Source organism: Nostoc sp. FACHB-110 (assembly GCF_014697425.1).
Lineage (GTDB): Bacteria > Cyanobacteriota > Cyanobacteriia > Cyanobacteriales > Nostocaceae > Nostoc_B.
Genome location: NZ_JACJRU010000008.1, coordinates 1 through 18,301, shown reverse-complemented (window position 1 = coordinate 18,301; position 18,301 = coordinate 1). Strand labels below are relative to the sequence as shown.

General features: G+C 38.0%; 14 protein-coding genes and 2 pseudogenes. 13 read left to right on the top strand and 3 right to left on the bottom strand.

From position 1 onward, the window contains the following. Positions 1 to 11 precede the first annotated feature (11 nt). The 7 genes from H6G69_RS10090 to H6G69_RS10060 all read left to right on the top strand — a co-directional run bounded on the left by H6G69_RS10090 (position 12) and on the right by H6G69_RS10060 (position 8,439). Positions 12 to 1,019: a glycosyltransferase family 4 protein gene (locus H6G69_RS10090; protein ID WP_190685401.1), complete on the top strand. Its 1,008-nt coding sequence runs from the start codon at positions 12 to 14 to the stop codon at positions 1,017 to 1,019. Continuing rightward, a complete protein-coding gene (locus tag H6G69_RS10085; RefSeq protein ID WP_190685400.1) occupies positions 1,019 to 2,374 on the top strand; it encodes a hypothetical protein in 1,356 nt (451 codons plus the stop codon). The genes H6G69_RS10090 and H6G69_RS10085 overlap by 1 nt, the downstream gene beginning before the upstream one ends. A gap of 68 nt (positions 2,375 to 2,442) precedes the next feature. Beyond that, positions 2,443 to 3,594, top strand: a complete 1,152-nt coding sequence (locus H6G69_RS10080) for a glycosyltransferase (RefSeq protein ID WP_190685398.1) — start codon at positions 2,443 to 2,445, stop codon at positions 3,592 to 3,594. 9 nt (positions 3,595 to 3,603) lie between these two features. Then, positions 3,604 to 5,430 carry an asparagine synthase (glutamine-hydrolyzing) gene (asnB, locus tag H6G69_RS10075; protein ID WP_190685396.1) on the top strand — a complete coding sequence of 609 codons (1,827 nt, stop codon included), beginning with the start codon at positions 3,604 to 3,606 and terminating at the stop codon, positions 5,428 to 5,430. Positions 5,431 to 5,447: 17 nt separating this feature from the next. Continuing rightward, positions 5,448 to 6,635 (top strand): glycosyltransferase, encoded by a 1,188-nt coding sequence (locus tag H6G69_RS10070; RefSeq protein ID WP_190685394.1) that lies wholly within the window; start codon positions 5,448 to 5,450, stop codon positions 6,633 to 6,635. After that, a complete protein-coding gene (locus H6G69_RS10065; RefSeq protein ID WP_190685391.1) occupies positions 6,635 to 7,420 on the top strand; it encodes a glycosyltransferase family 2 protein in 786 nt (261 codons plus the stop codon). The genes H6G69_RS10070 and H6G69_RS10065 overlap by 1 nt, the downstream gene beginning before the upstream one ends. Continuing rightward, on the top strand, positions 7,420 to 8,439 hold the full coding sequence (locus tag H6G69_RS10060; protein WP_190685388.1) for an SGNH/GDSL hydrolase family protein: 1,020 nt from the start codon (positions 7,420 to 7,422) through the stop codon (positions 8,437 to 8,439). Before H6G69_RS10065 ends, H6G69_RS10060 begins: the two co-directional genes overlap by 1 nt. Positions 8,440 to 8,525: 86 nt before the next feature. Here H6G69_RS10060 and H6G69_RS10055 read toward each other — a convergent pair whose 3' ends face one another. After that, entirely contained in the window at positions 8,526 to 11,159 is a 2,634-nt protein-coding gene (locus H6G69_RS10055; protein WP_242072024.1) for a DUF4082 domain-containing protein, read from the bottom strand. Between the two features lie 593 nt (positions 11,160 to 11,752). Between H6G69_RS10055 and H6G69_RS10045 the strand changes: the two genes are divergently transcribed. The 4 genes and pseudogenes from H6G69_RS10045 to H6G69_RS10035 all read left to right on the top strand — a co-directional run. Continuing rightward, entirely contained in the window at positions 11,753 to 12,331 is a 579-nt protein-coding gene (locus H6G69_RS10045) for a YdcF family protein (RefSeq protein ID WP_190685385.1), read from the top strand. A 23-nt stretch (positions 12,332 to 12,354) separates the two neighbouring features. Then, positions 12,355 to 12,633, top strand: a pseudogene (locus tag H6G69_RS10040) (colanic acid biosynthesis acetyltransferase WcaF); the annotation flags it as partial. 218 nt (positions 12,634 to 12,851) lie between these two features. Continuing rightward, complete coding sequence (locus H6G69_RS33840; protein WP_242072023.1) at positions 12,852 to 12,977, top strand: helix-turn-helix domain-containing protein; 126 nt, start codon at positions 12,852 to 12,854, stop codon at positions 12,975 to 12,977. 24 nt (positions 12,978 to 13,001) lie between these two features. After that, positions 13,002 to 14,189: pseudogene (locus H6G69_RS10035) on the top strand (RNA-guided endonuclease InsQ/TnpB family protein); the annotation flags it as partial. 413 nt (positions 14,190 to 14,602) lie between these two features. Here the strand turns inward: H6G69_RS10035 and tnpA are convergent. After that, the gene (tnpA, locus tag H6G69_RS10030; RefSeq protein ID WP_277883370.1) at positions 14,603 to 14,872 is read right to left on the bottom strand and encodes an IS200/IS605 family transposase; all 270 of its coding nucleotides are present in this window, start codon (positions 14,870 to 14,872) and stop codon (positions 14,603 to 14,605) included. Between the two features lie 197 nt (positions 14,873 to 15,069). Here tnpA and H6G69_RS10025 point away from each other — a divergent pair, with 197 nt between their 5' ends. Then, complete coding sequence (locus H6G69_RS10025) at positions 15,070 to 16,032, top strand: RNA-guided endonuclease TnpB family protein (RefSeq protein WP_190685380.1); 963 nt, start codon at positions 15,070 to 15,072, stop codon at positions 16,030 to 16,032. Position 16,033: 1 nt separating this feature from the next. On the opposite strand, the gene H6G69_RS10020 is transcribed toward H6G69_RS10025, so the two are convergent. Next, the gene (locus H6G69_RS10020; protein ID WP_190685377.1) at positions 16,034 to 16,534 is read right to left on the bottom strand and encodes a sterol desaturase family protein; all 501 of its coding nucleotides are present in this window, start codon (positions 16,532 to 16,534) and stop codon (positions 16,034 to 16,036) included. A 1,558-nt stretch (positions 16,535 to 18,092) separates the two neighbouring features. Between H6G69_RS10020 and H6G69_RS10015 the strand changes: the two genes are divergently transcribed. Further along, on the top strand, positions 18,093 to 18,301 hold a 209-nt coding region (locus H6G69_RS10015; RefSeq protein ID WP_242072021.1), incomplete at its 3' end, for a hypothetical protein.

The window sequence follows — 18,301 nt, the reverse complement described above, 5'->3', positions numbered from 1 at the left end:
AAATTAAATTTATGAAAATCTTAATATACTCATCTGCATTTTATCCGAGTATAGGTGGCTTAGAAGCAGTTATTTCTGATTTATCGCATGAATTTACCTTACAAGGACATCATGTCAAGTTGGTAACGCAAACACCTACAGATAAAGCTGATGATTTACCCTTTGAAGTGATTCGCTGTCCTTCGATTAGTAAGTTATTCGAGTTAATCCTTTGGTGTGATGTTTGCTTTCACGGCTGCATTAGCTTAAAGGCAATTTGGCCAATTTTACTCCTCAAAAAACCTTTAGTAGTTACCCATCAAACATGGTATAGGTATCCAGGAACTAAACTCACTTTGCCAACAGCCTTGAAACATTGGATAACTTACTTCACTACTAACATTGCTCCTAGTCAAGCGATCGCCGATCAACTCCCAGGTTTAGTCAAAGTGATTCCTAATTCTTACGAGGATGATGTATTTTATGAAATGCCAGAAATTCCCCGCGATCGCGACTTAGTTTTTCTGGGGCGTTTAGTTTCGGATAAGGGTGCTGATTTATTACTCACTTCACTAGCAAAACTTAAACAACAAGGGTTGGAACCCAGTTTAACAATTATCGGTCAAGGGCCGGAAGAAACTCATCTTCAACAACAAGCCAAAAATCTTGAGATTGCAGATCAAGTCCAATTTATGGGAACTCAGCGCGGAGAAACTCTAGCTCGATTGCTAAATGCTCATAAAATATTAGTTGTTCCCTCTAAATGGCAGGAACCTTTTGGAATTGTCGCATTGGAGGGAATTGCCTGTGGGTGTCTGGTTGTTGGTTCAAAGGAAGGAGGATTAAAAGACGCTATTGGTTCATGTGGCTTAACATTTCTCAATGGAAATGTAGAAAATTTGACAACAGTACTAGCAGATATATTAACTCATCCTAAAAAAATCAATTTAGACAAAACCAATCGACAAATCCATTTAGCAAAACACCAGAAAAAGACAGTTGCCAAAGCATATCTTCAAACTATAGAAGCAATAATGTAGTGGATAAAATACTTCTTGCTCTAACTTTATTAATAATAATATGTATAATATTTACTAATCTTAATTGGCGGCAATTAGTGAAAGCCACACTATTTTTAATAGTATTTGATGGTGTTATGCGAAAATGGATATTACCTCAAGCCAGCAATGTAATATATCTTTTTAAAGATATAGTTTTATTGATTGCTTATATAAAATTTTTTCTATTTTACCGTACAGATTTTCAACTAATTAAAAATAAATACACATCTATTGTTCATATATTTTTATTTATCTCTTCAATATGGTTAATTTTTCAGTCTTTTAATCCTGATCTAGGCTCACCTATTATTGGAATATTTGGTCTTAGTCGCTATTTACTTTATGTTCCTTTAATGTGGCTACTTCCATATATTTTTAAATCAGAAGAAGATTTTATTAAATTTTTACGCAATTATCTTCTTTGCTTAATTCCAGTTTGTATTTTGGGAATATTTCAATTTTATAGTCCTCCCTCTAGTTTTCTCAATATTGCCCCAGGAGGAGAAGAAGCTTCAGAAGCACTTGGCTTTGCAAATGGCAAAATCCGTATATCAAGCGTATTTGCTTTTCCTAATATTTATACGGCTTATTTGGTAGTATGTTTTGGTTTTTTACTACCTTTACTCACAGGACAGATAAAACAATCAAATTTTTGGAGAATCATCACCTTCTTAGAACTATTTTTATTGATAGCTAATTTTTTTATGACTGGTTCTCGCGGAGTAATGGTAAACTCAGCATTAATTTTCGTAGGTTATTTGGTTGTCAAAAGTATTGATAATTTCGCAATAATTTTAAAATTTTTGAAAAAACTTACGGTTCCTGCTGTAATTGTAGTACTACTTTTGTCTCGTTATTTTGCTCCAGCAATTGATGCCTTTGTAACTCGCGGCGGATCTTCAGGTGAATTTTCTGAACGGATAGGCTATGCTTTATCCATTCATTCTGTACCTGGAAAATCTATTATGGACGGCTATGGTACTGGTGCAACTCAGTCAGGAGCGCAGCCTATCAAAAAACTATTATCTTTACCTCCTGGTTCAACACCTCCTAGCGCAGAAGCAGAAATGCACAAAATGACTATCGAAGTAGGGTTAGTTGGTGTTGTATTTTGGTATGGAATGAGGATTACATTAATGATGGCATTATGGTTTATATATAAAAATCTCTACAGTCCTTTCTTAAAAGATATGGCGTTAGTAGCTTTTTTTATACATTTGCAATTTCTTCCAGGTCAAGTAGTTTTTCATCCTCTTTCTGTGGTTTATTATTGGTTCTTTAGTGGATTTATATTTTTATTGCCAAAATTAGATATGAAAAATTATTTTACATAGTATAAATTTGATTTTCATAGGAAATATAAATAGTTTAATTATTATATATACATATATTTTAAAATTATATGATAAAGCTTCATTTTTGGATTCCAAATATATTTGACACAAAAGGAGGTATACAAAGTTATTTACAAGCTTTTTTAATGGCCATATCTGATAAATTTATTAATTCAAAAATAGAGGTTTATAACAAACTTGATAGTGAGCAACCCAAAGAAAATAAACTTTTAAAAAGAAATATTTCCTTCCATTTTTATGGAAACATACCCCCTAGTTTTAGAAGTCTTTATTTTGCTATAGCTCTGCTTGTAGGGGCAATCAAAGGACGACCAAATTTAATTTTAACTGGTCATATTAACTTTGCTCCTGTCGCTTATTGGATTTATCGCTTAACAGGAATTCCTTATTGGGTAATAGTTCATGGTATTGATGTATGGGATTTAAAAAATCCGATAAAACAAAACGCTTTACAAGCAGCAACAAAAATACTTTCAGTTAGCAACTATACACGCGATCGCATCCTAAAAGAACAAAACCTTAACCCACAATTGATTTCCCTTTTACCAGTTACTTTCGATCCATCTAAGTTTAAAATTGCTCCTAAACCCAAGCAACTGCTAGAAAGATACGGTTTAACTCCAGAACAGCCAATAATTTTAACCGTAGCCAGATTATCTAGTAGTGAAGGTTATAAAGGGTATGACCAAGTTATTCGAGCCTTACCCCAAATTCGCCAGGAAATTCCCAATGTTCATTATTTAATAGTAGGTAAAGGTAATGACCGCCCGCGAATTGAAGAACTAATTAAAAGCCTTAACTTGCAAGATTATGTAACTTTGACTGGCTTTATTCCAGATGAAGAACTTGTACCTCACTATAACTTGTGTGATGTATTTGCTATGCCAAGTAAAGGAGAGGGTTTTGGAATTGTTTATCTGGAAGCCTTAGCTTGTGGAAAGCCTACACTAGGAGGAAACCAGGATGGCGCAATTGATGCGCTTTGTGATGGTGAACTTGGGGCATTAGTTAATCCTGATAATATAGAAGAAATTGCTCAGACGCTAGATCAAATTTTACAAGGTACTTATCCTAATGCTTTAATGTATCAACCTCAAGCATTGCGTTCTAAAGTAATTGACACTTTTGGGTATGAGCGTTTTAAAGCGACTCTAACTAGCTATTTGGATGAGTATTTCCAAGCAAGTGTAAGGAGCTAAAATTTTAAAATGTGTGGTATTGCTGGGATTCTGACAATTGATCGTTATCAAGATAACTTGCAAACTATTATTCAGGGAATGCAAGCTGCTATACGACATCGTGGCCCTGATGATTTGGGTATTTATATTGCTCAAGAAAAACAAGCAGCACTTGCCCATACTCGTTTAGCAATTCTCGACCTCAGCTTTGCCGGACATCAACCCATGTCTACACCTGATGGACGTTACTGGATTGTTTTCAATGGTGAAATTTATAACTTTGAAAAAATTCGCCAGGATCTAATTACCCAAGGTGAACAGTTTCAATCCCAAACAGACACAGAAGTAATTCTCAAACTTTATCAAAGAGTAGGTACTGATTGTGTCCGCTATTTTCGCGGTATGTTTGCCTTTGCAATTTGGGATGATCTAGAAAAAACTTGTTTTTTAGCACGTGATCCTCTGGGCATCAAGCCACTTTATTATTGGCAATCAGGCTCAACATTAGTTTTTGCTTCTGAAATTAAATCTATCCTTGCATCCCGTTTACCCACAATTAACTGGAGTGTAGAGGGATTATATGGTTATTTAATTAGTGGCTCTGTACCAGAGCCACACACTTTAATTGCAGGTATATACTGCTTAAATGCAGGTAATTATTTATATTGGCAAGCAGGTAAAATCCATCAACAACAATATTGGCAAATTGATTTCACTCCAGAAGCAATTTCTGCGGCAGAAGCAAATGAAAAGATTAGAAATGCCTTAGTTGATTCGATTCAACACCATTTTGTAAGTGATGTACCAGTAGGTATCTTCCTTAGTGGAGGAATTGACTCAAGTTCTGTGCTTGCTTTAGCACGTCAAACCCAAAAAGGTAAGTTACGCACCTACTCAATTGCTTTTGAAGAAAATGAATGGAATGAGGGAGAAATAGCCCAAAAAATTGCTGATCTATTTGATACAGAGCATACAGAATATAAAATAACAGCACCTTTGGGAAGAGCTTTATTACCTCAATTTTTACAAAGTATTGATCAACCAAGTATAGATGGATTCAATAGTTTTTGCGTCTCCCAAGTCGCGCATCAAGATGGTACCAAAGTAGTTTTATCAGGTCTAGGAGGAGATGAACTATTTGGAGGTTATAAAAGCTTTCAACAAATACCAAGAATGGTTCATTGGGGGCAACAACTGCAAAAAATTCAACCTATAACAGGTGTATTAGGTAATGGATTAGCATCTTGGGGCAAATCTCCACAACAAAAGCGTCTAGGAGATTTTTTACAACAAAAGCCAACAACTACATCAGCCTATGGTAGTTATAGAGGAATTTTCTCCTACAAAGAAGCTAACACAATTATTCAGTATTATCTAAAAGATTCTTTATCTAATTCGACAATTGCTAATCTCAATTGGGAAAGCTGCATTTTTACAAATAGGAGCAATTATACTAATATTCCTTCCTTAGAAGATGAAGTAAGTTTGTTAGAACTCAGCTGCTATATGCGTAACCAATTGTTGCGAGACAGTGATGTTATGAGTATGGCATGGGGTTTAGAATTAAGAGTTCCTTTAGTTGATAGGGTCTTACTAGAAACTATCGCTTCTATTCCCAGTAGCATACGTCTAGAATCCAAAAAGAAATCATTAATTCAATCAGTTCCAGAACTACCAACTTGGTTAATTAATCTGCCTAAAAGAGGATTTTCATTTCCTTTTCAAAAATGGATAGATCAAGATTGGCATGATTATTTTAAAGTTCCTCCATTAGCTCAAGAAGTTGATATGAGACTTTGGTATCGGCGTTGGAGTTTAGCAATACTAGATTACTGGTGGCAAAAAATTAACCAATAGCTATTGAAGTTAAAAACATGAAAATTCTTCATGTAATTCCCTCTGTAGCCTCAGTTAGAGGTGGGCCAAGTCAAGCAGTGCAGGAAATAGTGAAAGAACTGCTAACTCTTGATGTTGATGTTGAAATTGTCACAACTAATGATAACGGTAATAATTTATTAGATGTGCCTCTGGCTCAACTTATAAAATACAATGATGTTCCTGTTCGATTTTTTAACCGCTTTTCCCCTAAAGTTAATGCTATACGGGAGTTTGCTTTTTCCAGTCAACTGACTACATGGTTATGGCAAAACATTGATAAATATGAATTGTTGCACGTTCATGCTATTTTTTCTTATCCATCTACAATAGCAATGGCGATCGCCCGTTTTAAAAATGTCCCATATATTGTTCGTCCTTTAGGACAGCTGTGTAAATGGTCGCTTGAGCAAAGTACTAGAAAAAAACAGGTTTATCTTAATTTAATTGAAAGGTCAAATCTACAATATAGTCAAGCAGTTCATTTTACTTCGGAACTAGAACAGCAAGAAGCTGAAAGATTAAATTTAGGAGTTAGTGGCTTTGTCCTACCACATGGACTCTCTATTCCTCCTACTATTTCTGATGCACGTCTTCGTTTACGTCAACATTTGAATCTTCCTATTGATCAACCCATTATCTTGTTTTTGTCTCGCTTACATCCTAAAAAAGGGCTAGAGTATTTAATCTCAGCCTTATGTAAACTCCAGAATTATCGTTTTACTCTTGTGATCGCAGGTAGTGGTTCTCCTGAATACACAGAGCAACTAAAATCTTTGGTTGTTTCAACAGGTATTAGCGATCGCACCCATTTTGCTGGATTCATAGAAAATGAAACTAAAGATTTATATCTTCAAGGTGCAGATTTATTCGCTTTAACTTCTCATTCAGAAAACTTTGGTATAGCAGTCTTAGAAGCTTTAGCCGCAGGCGTTCCTGTGCTGATTACTCCTTGTGTAGCGTTGGCTTCGGTAGTCGAAAAATATCAGCTTGGTTATGTCCTTCCCCAAGATATCTTAAAAATTTCTGATACTATTGAGAAGTTTTTAAATCATCCTCAATTATCTCAAGAGATGGGCGATCGCGCTCGTCAAGTAGTTTTAGATCAATACACCTGGAAAAATATTGCTTGTCAAATGGTTGACATTTACACCAAAATTATCAAAAAAGCGCATTTTTTGGATTGATGCTACAAGAAGTTACCCCTCTGATTCTCACCTACAACGAAGCACCCAATATTGGACGCACTCTCCAACATCTGGCTTGGGCTACAAAAATTGTAGTTGTTGATAGCTATAGCAATGATGAAACTCTAGAAATTTTGCAATCTTATCCACAAGTACAAGTATTCCAAAGAAAATTTGATACCCATGCTATTCAATGGAATTATGGTTTGGAAAAAATACAATCTCAATGGGTACTGTCTTTAGATGCAGATTATATTGTGACAGATGAACTAGTTGCGGAAATTGTGGCTTTACCAGCAGACAGCCAGATAAATGGTTACTTCACCAGATTTAAATACTGTGTGTTTGGCAAACCTTTAAGAGGTACAATACTTCCGCCTCGTCAAGTTCTCTTTCGCAAAGATAAAGCAATTTATATAGATGATGGACACACTCAGCTTTTGCAAGTGAATGGTGAATCAGCAATGCTTTCTAGCTATATTCATCATGATGATCGCAAACCTTTGAGTCGTTGGTTGTGGGCGCAGGATCGCTATATGGTAATTGAAGTCAAGAAATTACTGGAGACTCCAGTAGATGAACTCAGTTTAGGCGATCGCATCCGCAGACAAAAACTATTTGCTCCATTTGTTATCTTATTTTATTGTCTAATTCTCAAAGGAGGAATTTTAGACGGATGGGCTGGTTATTACTATGCTTTCCAGCGAATGCTAGCCGAAACTTTGTTATCAATCCGCTTGATAGAATATGAAAAATATTATCAAAGTTCGACTCACAAAGATTAATGCAGAAAAATTTTCCTAAAGTGCGTAAATATAAAAAAATATTATTATTTATCGTTTTTAATTTAGTCAGTATTGAGTTTGCTTTAAGAATTTTATTTGGGCTGGGTAGTCCGGTTTTAAGTCAAGCTGATACTTATACAGGCTACCGTTTTCAACCCAACCAATCATTAGTTCGCTTTGGCAAAAGAATAGAATATAACCAGTATTCTCAACGCTCTGAACCCATAAAATTGCAAAAAGCTAAAGGAAGTTTAAGAATATTAATGATTGGAGACTCTGTTCTGAATGGCGGCAATCCTATTGACCAAAAACAAATAATTACAGAACAATTAAAAGCTAAAATCCAAGCTTCAGGACAACCTACAGAAGTTTTGAATGCTTCTGCTGGTTCATGGGGAATTGGTAATCACTTAGGTTATTTAAAAGAGTTCGGCACTTTTAACAGTGATGCTGTAATTTTGCAAATTGGCACACATGACCTGACTCAACCTACTAGCACAAGTGAACGTGTAGGAAAAGATCCTAACTACCCAGATCACCCTCCGCTTTCAGCAATTCAAGAAGCTTTGAATCGCTATATAATACCTCGGGTTTTCGGAAATGTGAACTTAAACCCATTTTCTAATCAAGAAATTCCTCAGATATCTCCTGCACAAGTAGATCAGCAATTTCAAAAAAATATGGAATTTTTCAAAACAGCAGCCAAGCTTGTGCGCGATAAAAAAATACCCATTTACGTACTTTTTACACCTAATCGTTACGACTTAATTCCCAAACCTGCAACTCCACCTTATAAACCGGAGTTTATGCAAGTGCTGAAGTCGCTACAAATACAAATCTTTGATACTTACGATGCTTGGTCTAAATTACCTACTAATGTTGTTGAAACTTACTTTCGAGACGAAGTTCATTTAAGTGCAGTAGGCTATCAAGTAGCAGCTGATTTAATTTTTCAACAGCTTTGTATACAGCAAAAATTTCAAGGTTGTTTTTTAGCATCACCATCAACAAAATTGTAACTTGATGAGAAAAAACCTTGTATATAACGTTATATACAAGGTTTAGATTAAAGTTGAAATTATTTCACTCTTTATGAAGACAACTTTTAAATAACTTCATCGAAGTTAACCATAAAAGGTTTACCCTTAGTTGGATTGGAAAATCCATGCATAAAGATTAAGTTTTCTCCATTTGGCCCAGTAAATTTTATCTGTTCTCCGTTCCAGTTAAACCCGTCTTGCACCATATAGTCAACAACTTGTTTGCCATCATAGTCAAGTACAGACATCACGTATGAATACATTGACTTGCTGGCACCAGAGCCACTATATCCAGCCTGATCGAAAGACACCGCAACATTTACAGGATCTTTGAGGCGGGAATCACGTAAAATGCCTCTAACTGTACCGTCGTATTGTGTGTAGTAAATAGCTCGATCTCCACGGCTTACAATGTAGTAGTCATCGCATGAAGTGCTATGAAATCCATGAAACATTTGCACTGGATTTCTACCTACTTGGAAAGATTTAAACGGGCTATCAGGAACGGATGCTGTAGTACTAGGAAGAATTAGTGACTCCACATTATACATACGTACAGTACCATCCATAGAAGCAATATAAGCTGTCTTTAAAGGCTTCTGAACTTCCCCGTTATATTCTGATCTTGGTGCTTTAAAACCATTCCATCTGTTTCCTGTTGCTACAGCAGTGGGCTGACTGATAGTTAAAACTTTTGATACAACTGGGGTCTGTTCTGGTGCATAACTAAATGTGTGCGGCCACTGATTAGCTGCTGTACCTTCATTCTTGGTTTGATCAAAGTTAGCTTGGGTAGTCAAGTACATTTTACGGTAGTACTTCAGCAGAGGGCGGATGTCGATAATTGCAACTTTATTTTCAGCTCTTGAACTGACAATTGCATATCCACTTTGAGCAGTCTGCTTCCAATAGTTATCTCCGTAGGAAGTATCCCACGCTGTGCTATACCACTTATCACGTACAGACTGCAAGTTCAAATCGTCGTTTGCGTTATCACCATAACCACGAGGATTGCCTAACCTTGTACTTACTGTCACATCAACTGCATTTGGTGCAGCAAATGGCAAATCAATATACCCAATTACCTTTAGTCCTTTTACAGTAGGCCAACCTGGTAGTCCCCAATAAAATCTGTTCTCTTGAGCCATTTGACGAGTTTTGACTGCTATTACTGCCAACTGTCCTTTGCGGTTAATAGTGTCCCAAACGGTTACAAATAAAAATTCGTTGTTGTTGCTAGCCACTATGGCTGTTGGCACTTTGCCATTATCAAGTGCTGCTGAAACGTAGCTCACGCCTTCTTGGGTATAGCCGTCGTTTCCAGTACCCGCAGAGATTATTTTTCCGTTTTGGAAAGCCAAAAAACCAGTTAAAGAACTACCAACTGAACGAGTAGTTGCAATTGGTGGTAAAGGCAGTGTGCCGCCTGAGGCATCAGAATATTGCTTGACTGATGGAGTCGTAGGGGTACTAATATTATTTCGATTCCACCAATCCCCGAGCCATTCTGCGCGTGCCCTTAAACACAATCCATTATCAGTAAAGCTAATCGCACCGTCAGAATTTCGCATATTTGATGAGCCGTACTGATACTCAGCTGGTGCATCTGTATCAGGTGAAAATAGCATCTGTCCCGATGTCATCCAAGCAGCTCCTGGATCACCATCTGGCCCTGGGTCAACTCGACACCAAGCACCAGCGTTTTTGCGAATGATGCCATCACTTGATGGCTGATATACCGTCGGGAAAGATTCTTCTGTGGTGTGAAAGTCGCTATATTTAGGGCCGAAACGATAATCAATCATTTCACGCTTGTGATAGTTATTGGCTACGTTTGTGTATTCTGTCCAATTTATAGTGCCATCAGCGTTGAGAATTCGCTCTTTCCAGGAAGTAGTGGGTGTTGGTGTTGGTGTTGGTGTTGGTGTTGGTGTTGGTGTTGGTGTTGGTGTTGGTGTTGGTGTTGGTGTTGGTGTTGGTGTTGGTGTTGGTGTTGGTGTTTGGGAAACAGCAACAAAATCGATGTCACGAAAATAATTGCTATTACGGTAGGAGTTCTTCGGGAAATTTCCACGAGTTAAGTCAAACACTCCATTGTTACCGTCAGCAACTGAGCGAAGATTACTATTGACTATTGAAGTAGCTAGTTGATTTTGTGTGTAAGCATAGTAGCTATTCGCATTCACAGACACCACATAAGTCGTATTAGCTTTAATATTTAGTGGTGTACTTAAAGCCTGTTTTTGCCAACCAGAAGCAGTCTCGTTAGTAAAAGTGACACTGGCCAGAAGAGTTCCTGTTGCTGACCAGATTTTACCAATGTGAGGTGAAGTTTGAGTTGTGGTCTCGCCAGCAGGTTTCCAATAGCGAATGGCGGTAATCTTTCCGTCTGTAGTACTGCGGAATTTCATCCCTAATTCGTAGGGATAGTTATCAGTCTTGAAAGTACTAGGAGTTTGAGTTGTAAAAACTGTGCTTACTGTTGCCTGTGCTAATTGGATGTTGGACAGAAATTTTTTGATACCAACATTTTGAGCAGAGTTATTGCTGCTGTCTTTGATTTTAATTGAATAGGTTGTTTGGTATGCGTTCGTTGGGGTGAAATTAGCAGCATTGGAGGGAACTGCCCCCAAGAAAGCAGCAAGCAACAGAACAGTAGGAGAATAAACTACTGTCAGAATATTATTAAAAAGCTTCATAGAACCTCTCAGCCTATTGTCATCAAGGAAACACACTTCTATCTGATAAATCAGATGGTTTAGAACTATTTAGGGATGCACACAAAAAACATGATTTCGTACAAAAGTACCACTCTTTGGCAGACTTTTGACAAATAATTCTTTCGAGTAAGATTCAAGTAAGATTTAAATCTTACTGGCAGAATAAACTTATGCCGAAATATTAAACTTGCGGCTAACACTAAGTTAAATCGATGAAAAACTTAGGTTTGATGGCATTGGTTTTGAATGCGATCGCTCAAATCAAAAAGATGCCGTGAACAGTCATTACTGTTACCTCCCCAATAAACATGAAGATTTTAAATTCCGCCTGGGTAAATTTACCATAAATTCATATACCATAAAATCGAATGCTGGTAAATCTACGTGACTTTAGCTACAGCAATAAATCCTAAAAGCTAAAACTGGTAAGTATTCAGACGAATTATAAAGTTTCAGTTTATGGTGATCAATCAATGAATTTTTTAGCTTTGTTGTATCTAATTCCATAGATTTTATACCGTTGCTCATCAAGATGATGGTAAACTTCTTTATGAAAAACCTATGTTAAATCGATGGGAATCTGGGTAAAACTATCTACACGCCAACTCAAGAAATATTTGATTTTGGCTGCAATAACTTTTTTCCTTACCCTAGTACTTTTTATTCCTATACGTTTAGCGATCGCATTTCATCAAGCACCTCAACCCCAAGCTATTCTTATGCTTGGTGGTACTGCATTAGGAGAAAGAGAAACATTTACCGCAGAATTTGCCCGCTGGTATCCGTCTCTAGAAATTTGGGTTTCCTCTGGTCTTACCCCTATCAGAACACGTCAAATTTTTCGTGCTTCTGGTATACCTGATAGGCGACTTCATCTTGACTATCGTGCTGTTGATACAGTCACTAACTTCACGACCTTAGTATCAGACTTCAAACATCGTAAAATCCAGCATATTTATTTAATTACATCTCAAGAACATATTCCCAGAGCTAGGGCGATCGCTACTATAGTTCTTGGTAGTCAAGGAATTGCTTTTACCTCGCTAGCTGTACCATCAGACCAGGCGAAAGAATCGGTTTTAAGCATTCTTCGTGATATTGCACGCTCTATTTTATGGGTATTCACAGGTTATACAGGTGCAAGTATTTAATTAACTGTTTATTTAGTTGATATATGCGGTTAAATAACTATACTCTTGGTACTTATACTCCTGGTGCATCTTTATGGAAACAAGTTTTCTGGTACTTCTTAGGCTCACCTTTAGTACAAAACCGCTGGCTGACTATATCAGCTTTTAAAATTTGGATACTTCGCCGCTTTGGAGCGCAAATTGGTCAAGGTGTACGTATAAAGCCAGGAGTCCGCATTAAGTTTCCTTGGAGATTAATTATAGGTGATTATGTTTGGCTAGGAGAAGATGCTTGGATAGATAACCTCGCTCCTGTAATCATCTGGCACCCCCAGGAGACTACCGCCACAGCGTCAGCTTGGCGGTGAGAGGAATGGGGACGAGCGAGGAGATTCACCCCTGAGTCGAGTTGTTGCGGAGCAGCAACAGACGACGGGGTGAGCGACACTTCGACAAAGCTCAGTGACCGCGAGTGAGTAAATAAACTTTGGTACATAGCGGGTTTTATGTATTTCACAGATTTAATGGTAAAATGTGAAGCATGGAAAAAGCCTGCCGCTACCGTTTTTACCCAACCACCGAGCAAGAACAGATATTGCGCCGGACAATTGGGTGTGTGCGGTTGGTATTCAACAAAGCTTTGGCGGCGAGAACTGAGGCTTGGTAGCAGAAGCAAGAGCGAGTAGATTACGCTCAAACCTCCACCATGTTGACGCAGTGGAAGAAACTTGATGACCTCCAGTTTTTGAATGAGGTTAGCTGTGTACCACTGCAACAAGGCTTGCGACATCTGCAAACTGCTTTCACTAATTTCTTTGCAGGTAGGGCTAAATATCCCAACTTTAAAAAGAAACGTAGCGGTGGTAGTGCAGAGTTTACCAAGTCTGCTTTCCGGTGGAAGGATGGACAAGTCTATTTGGCTAAGTGTTCTGAACCATTGCCTATTAAATGGTCTAGGCAACTTCCAAAGGGGTGTGAACCTAGTACCATCACAGTTAGGCTTGAACCTTCTGGACGATGGTTTGTCAGTTTGCGGATTAATGATCCGACTGACGAAACTTTGCAACCAGTTGACCCTTCGGCTACGCTCAGGGTCAACGGTGAGCGTAGCCGAACCGTTGACAGTGCTGTCGGATTGGATGTCGGGATTAGCAGTCTCGTTACCCTGAGTACGGGTGAAAAGATTGCTAATCCCAAAGCGTTTGACAAGCACTATCAAAAGTTGAGGAAAGCCCAAAAGTCTTTGAGTCGGAAACAGAAAGCTTCTCGTAATCGAGACAAAGCAAGACTCAAAGTTGCCCGCCTTCAAGCCAAAATCTCTGACACAAGAATTGACCATCTGCACAAACTGACAACTCGACTGATTCGTGAAAACCAAACGATAGTGGTGGAGGATTTGGCAGTTAAGAATATGGTGAGCCAGCGCGTTGGGCGGGTTTCCCGACTTGAAGCGACTGGCGAACCCGTAAGGGTCAAGAATCACAAACTTGCTCGTGCCATCAGTGATGCTGCGTGGGGTGAGTTGGTGAGACAACTGGAATACAAAGCCAAATGGTATGGTCGAACCTTGGTAAAAATTGACCGATGGTTTCCCAGTTCTAAACGCTGTGGCAACTGCGGACATATTGTTGATAAACTGCCGTTGAATGTTAGGGAGTGGGACTGTCCCAACTGCGAAACACACCACGACCGAGACATCAACGCCAGTCGAAATATTTTGAGCCAGTGCCGTGGGCGGGTTTCCCGACTTGAGGCAACTGGCGTGGCGGTGGGACACACCGTTACAGTCTGTGGAGCGAACATAAGACCTGATAGGCATAAGTCTAAAGGGCAGTTGCGAAAAACCCGTAAGGGAAGGAAACAGAAACCCGAATCGTGAGGTTTGGGAATCCCCCGCTACACCCGAAGGGTTAGCGGTGGGAGGATGTCAATTATGCAGGTAATCCGGCTCAACCTATTAAACAGAGAAAACTATAATCTTTGATTAATTGAAAATTCACAGAAATTAAATTTATGCCTCCCTAGAGAGGAGGCAATTCTGATAAAATTTATTGATCGCGCGTAAAACCCCATCCCCTTGTGGGTGGAGATGTAAGCGCGGCGTGAATTAAGGGGGTGAAGCTCGTTCCTCGCTACCGCTTCGCTAACGATACCCCCTTAATTAGCAATAAGTAGAGCAGCGTAAATATTTATAGCTGGGAAAAGGCAGCAGGCAGGAGGCAGAAGGCAGGAGGGAAAAGGGTTTTAGGTTAATTAACTTTTCTTAACATAGTTCGTTTTTTTCTCAATGAGTTACTTATGTTTCTGGGTAGACGCATCACCTCGCTGTTTTTGAGTTTCGATGTACCGCTTCACTGCTTCTTCCGAGACTCCAGCAACAGATGAGTAAAACGTGCCATCACTCCACATCGCAGAACCCCAAAAACGACGTTTTTTCAGGTCTTTGAATGTATTAAATATATGCACAGCAGAAATTGATTTCATGGTTTTAGCAATTTCTACTGGTGCAGTTGTGTGATCTGCCTGTACGAATACATGAACGTGGTCAGGCATGATTTCCAACGCGAAAATAATCCTAGAAACCCAAAACAGACCAATCTAGTTTACTTGGTTAAGGTATGTCATTCATACAATGAATTACTTGAAACCATAGGTATTTTGCAGTCAGCAAGCATACCAGTCAATGCTATTTCTGTAATAACTCCTCAGTTGCAAAAACTGGCAATATTTAAGCAGTTTGAGCAAAGGCAAACAGCATAATGAAACGTACTGTTAGCATCCCAGTTGAATTACCATCAGAAAGGTTTTTCCCTTTAATGAATCAGTGTGCAGAGATATTTAATGCACATGTTGACTGGTCTATTGCTAACAGTACCTACAACAAAAACAAGGCACACAAGGAACTGTATCACCTACTAAGGGTTCAGTTTCCCAGTGTGCCTTCTGCTTTGTTACAGACAGTTCGAGATAACGCACTTGAGGCAATCAAAGCTACAAAGTTTAAAAGCATCCCCAAGAAAAAACCAACGTCAGGATTAAGGTACGATAAGCGCACAATGACGCTAAGAGGTAAGCAATTAACTCTTAGTTGTATTGGTAAACGAGTCACTTTAATTCTTGATGTCCCTGAATATTTCAGAGAAGTTTTTGAAACTTGGGACTTTTGTGGAGCAACTGTCACTTACACCAAGAACACTAAGCGCAAAGTCAGAGCGGAGGCTTCCTCCGAGCTGAACTTGTCTGGACGTGAGAAGCGGTTCATGAAGGATACGAATCATTGTGTAAGTAAAAAGTTGTCCAACCAACCAGGAGTAGCAGTTTTTGTACTAGAGGACTTGTCCAGTATTCGCACACAGCGACGAGGCAAGAAAATGAATAAATGGTTGGGTAGTTGGGCTTTTTACCAACAAGAGCAATTCCTGAGTTACAAAGCAGAAGCATTGGGTAAACGAGTAGTTCACCAAGATCCTCGTTACACGTCCGCCAAGTGCAATATTTGTAAGCACATTCGACGGACAAACCGTCACAAGTCTAGATTCCATTGCAAAAATTGTGGACATCGGACACACGCGGATCTCAATGCTGCCAAGAATATCAGGGATGACTACATTCTCTACTCTACCCAAGGGACAGAGGAGCAGGCATCAGTCAATATGCCGGATGTTTCGACCGATTCTCTCGGTCAGTTACAAGCCCCATCCACAAGGGGATGGGGCGGTTGACCTAAGTACGTGAATAACGCAGACGTAACCTTAAAAGTCGCAACCAACGCAACCAAGTTTGTGCAGGTTGTTCAAAGAAAGTAAAAATATCACCAAAACCCATATTTGTTTTTTGGTGGTGTAACCAATGTCTTTCTGGAGTAGTGATAAATAAAATTTGGCACACAATATTTACTATCTTTGGGGTATTCCAACCCAAAACAATAACGTGTCTCCACCATACATGGAACTGGCCTAGTATCAGTCCTAAAATTACACCACTTGGAGAGAAAGACCAGAATATAAATGCCATCAATAAATAAGGTAAAGCTCCTAAAATCCCATCTAGCAACACTTGGAAATTAGCAGTCAATATAGCATAGTGGCGAAAGTCTTTCTTCCAAGAGTGGTGTGTTTTTAAATGCAGACTACCAAAAACGTGTTCAGGTATGTGGTAAATGAATGTAGAGAAAAAATCACCAAAAAATAATAATAGCCACGCAATAGCAATAGTCTCAAGCATTTTTACTCCTCACATCAGTCCAGAAAATTCACCGAAAATTTCGGCAGTTAGTTGAAATAGTTAAAAGAGAAATACACTTTGATCTGGGCAGAAAGTGTAATTGAGGCTAAGAGTATGTCTAACTTGAGAAATTGCACTTTCCCTCATACCCGCTTCTGAATTAAATTCTTGAATTTGAAAAATCAAATTCGTCTTTTTTGGCAACAAATATTTACATCTTAATCTCGATAGATTTAGTGACCTTTTATGTTTTTCCATAATCTTCTTATTAAAAGATGCTCAATAAGCAAAGAAGAATTTAAAATTTGGGAAAATTTAGGTTAAGGTTTTATTCAGTAATTCAGACTATCTTCAATAATTACTGGAATATAATAATTAGACTAAATTTGTTTTTGATTTTTGTCTTATCAGCTTGACAGGTGCGATCGCTAGTTGGTTGTAAAGTGAATACTAACTAACAATGCTGTTATGTAATGACCAGGACTACCATTTTATTAAAATAGAATATATTTGCAGATGAGCCAGACTTGGATATAGATTCTGTGCTACTCATGGATGAATTGCAGGAGTTTAATAGCCCCCGCTAAATCCTTCGCGCAGATTCTCTGAAGGAGAAGGTTTAGCAGTCTACAATGAATAGTTGGCTTTTTTACCCAAATCATTGATTCAGAAGATTCTTCAATTCTCTGTTTGATATAGAGAAGATAATATCAATAACATACTAATAGCTGTATTTTGTCAATCTACTTAATTATGATTATGGAAAAGTTCATCCAATCTTTACGTATATTCATGGAGAGTATACTTACAATGTATTTAAGCAAACTGTAGCGTCTGTGGATTTCTTCTCTTCAATTTTCTTTCAAGATTATTTTATGAGATAAAAACTACAGATGTACTAATTTAATAGCCTACTATCAAGATGCCAACAGTCTAAGTTTATAGCTGCTATTCACTAGCTTGACTTATAAGTATTTCCCTATTATTAATGGCTAGTCTTAAGTTATTCATGTTAAGCATCTGACACTTTTATGAGTGCCAGAAAATTTTTCCTGTTCAAATAAATAGTCATAATCATTGAAAAATTCTAGACATGAACCAAGCAAAGTAATGTTACATATAGCAATCCTAAATCATTCGTGAAGCACAATCTCCCCAACTTCTTGCAGAAGTCGGGGATATGAATCTCACTAATTTTCACAAATCAAATAGGATTGCTATAGATAAAAAGTCCACTCTTTGAAGTAAACAGGTGTGAAAAACCGAAACGCCTGTGAAATTTTCATGGAGTTTTGTTTGATGGGTGAAGAATATCTTTTGCAAATTTACGATTTTGAAGTTTTATTTTTTAGAATCAAAGTAAAACTCTAAATCATAAAATCTGGAATTGATTTTACTGTTGTTGGTGAATAAATATAAGGAGGAGTGATCAGTCAAAAAAGCACAAAAATGTAGGTTGGAGATAAGTTAAACAGCAAAAATGCAAGACAAATAAAATATGAAGCAAAAATTTAAATACTTGATTCTTATTTGCTGCACGATAATATTAGTCCTATATTTGGGAAACACAGCAGAATACACAGTAGCGCAGCAAACAGCAGTTCAGACAACAAAAGCAGGAATAGAAACCATAGCGTTCAGTGCAGATGGACAAACCCTAGCAGCCGGCAAAAAAAATGGTGAAATAGTACTGCTAAATCCAGAAAACGGCAAAGAAAAACAAAGATTAAAAATAGACACAGGAAGAGCAGTCACAAAAATCGCCTT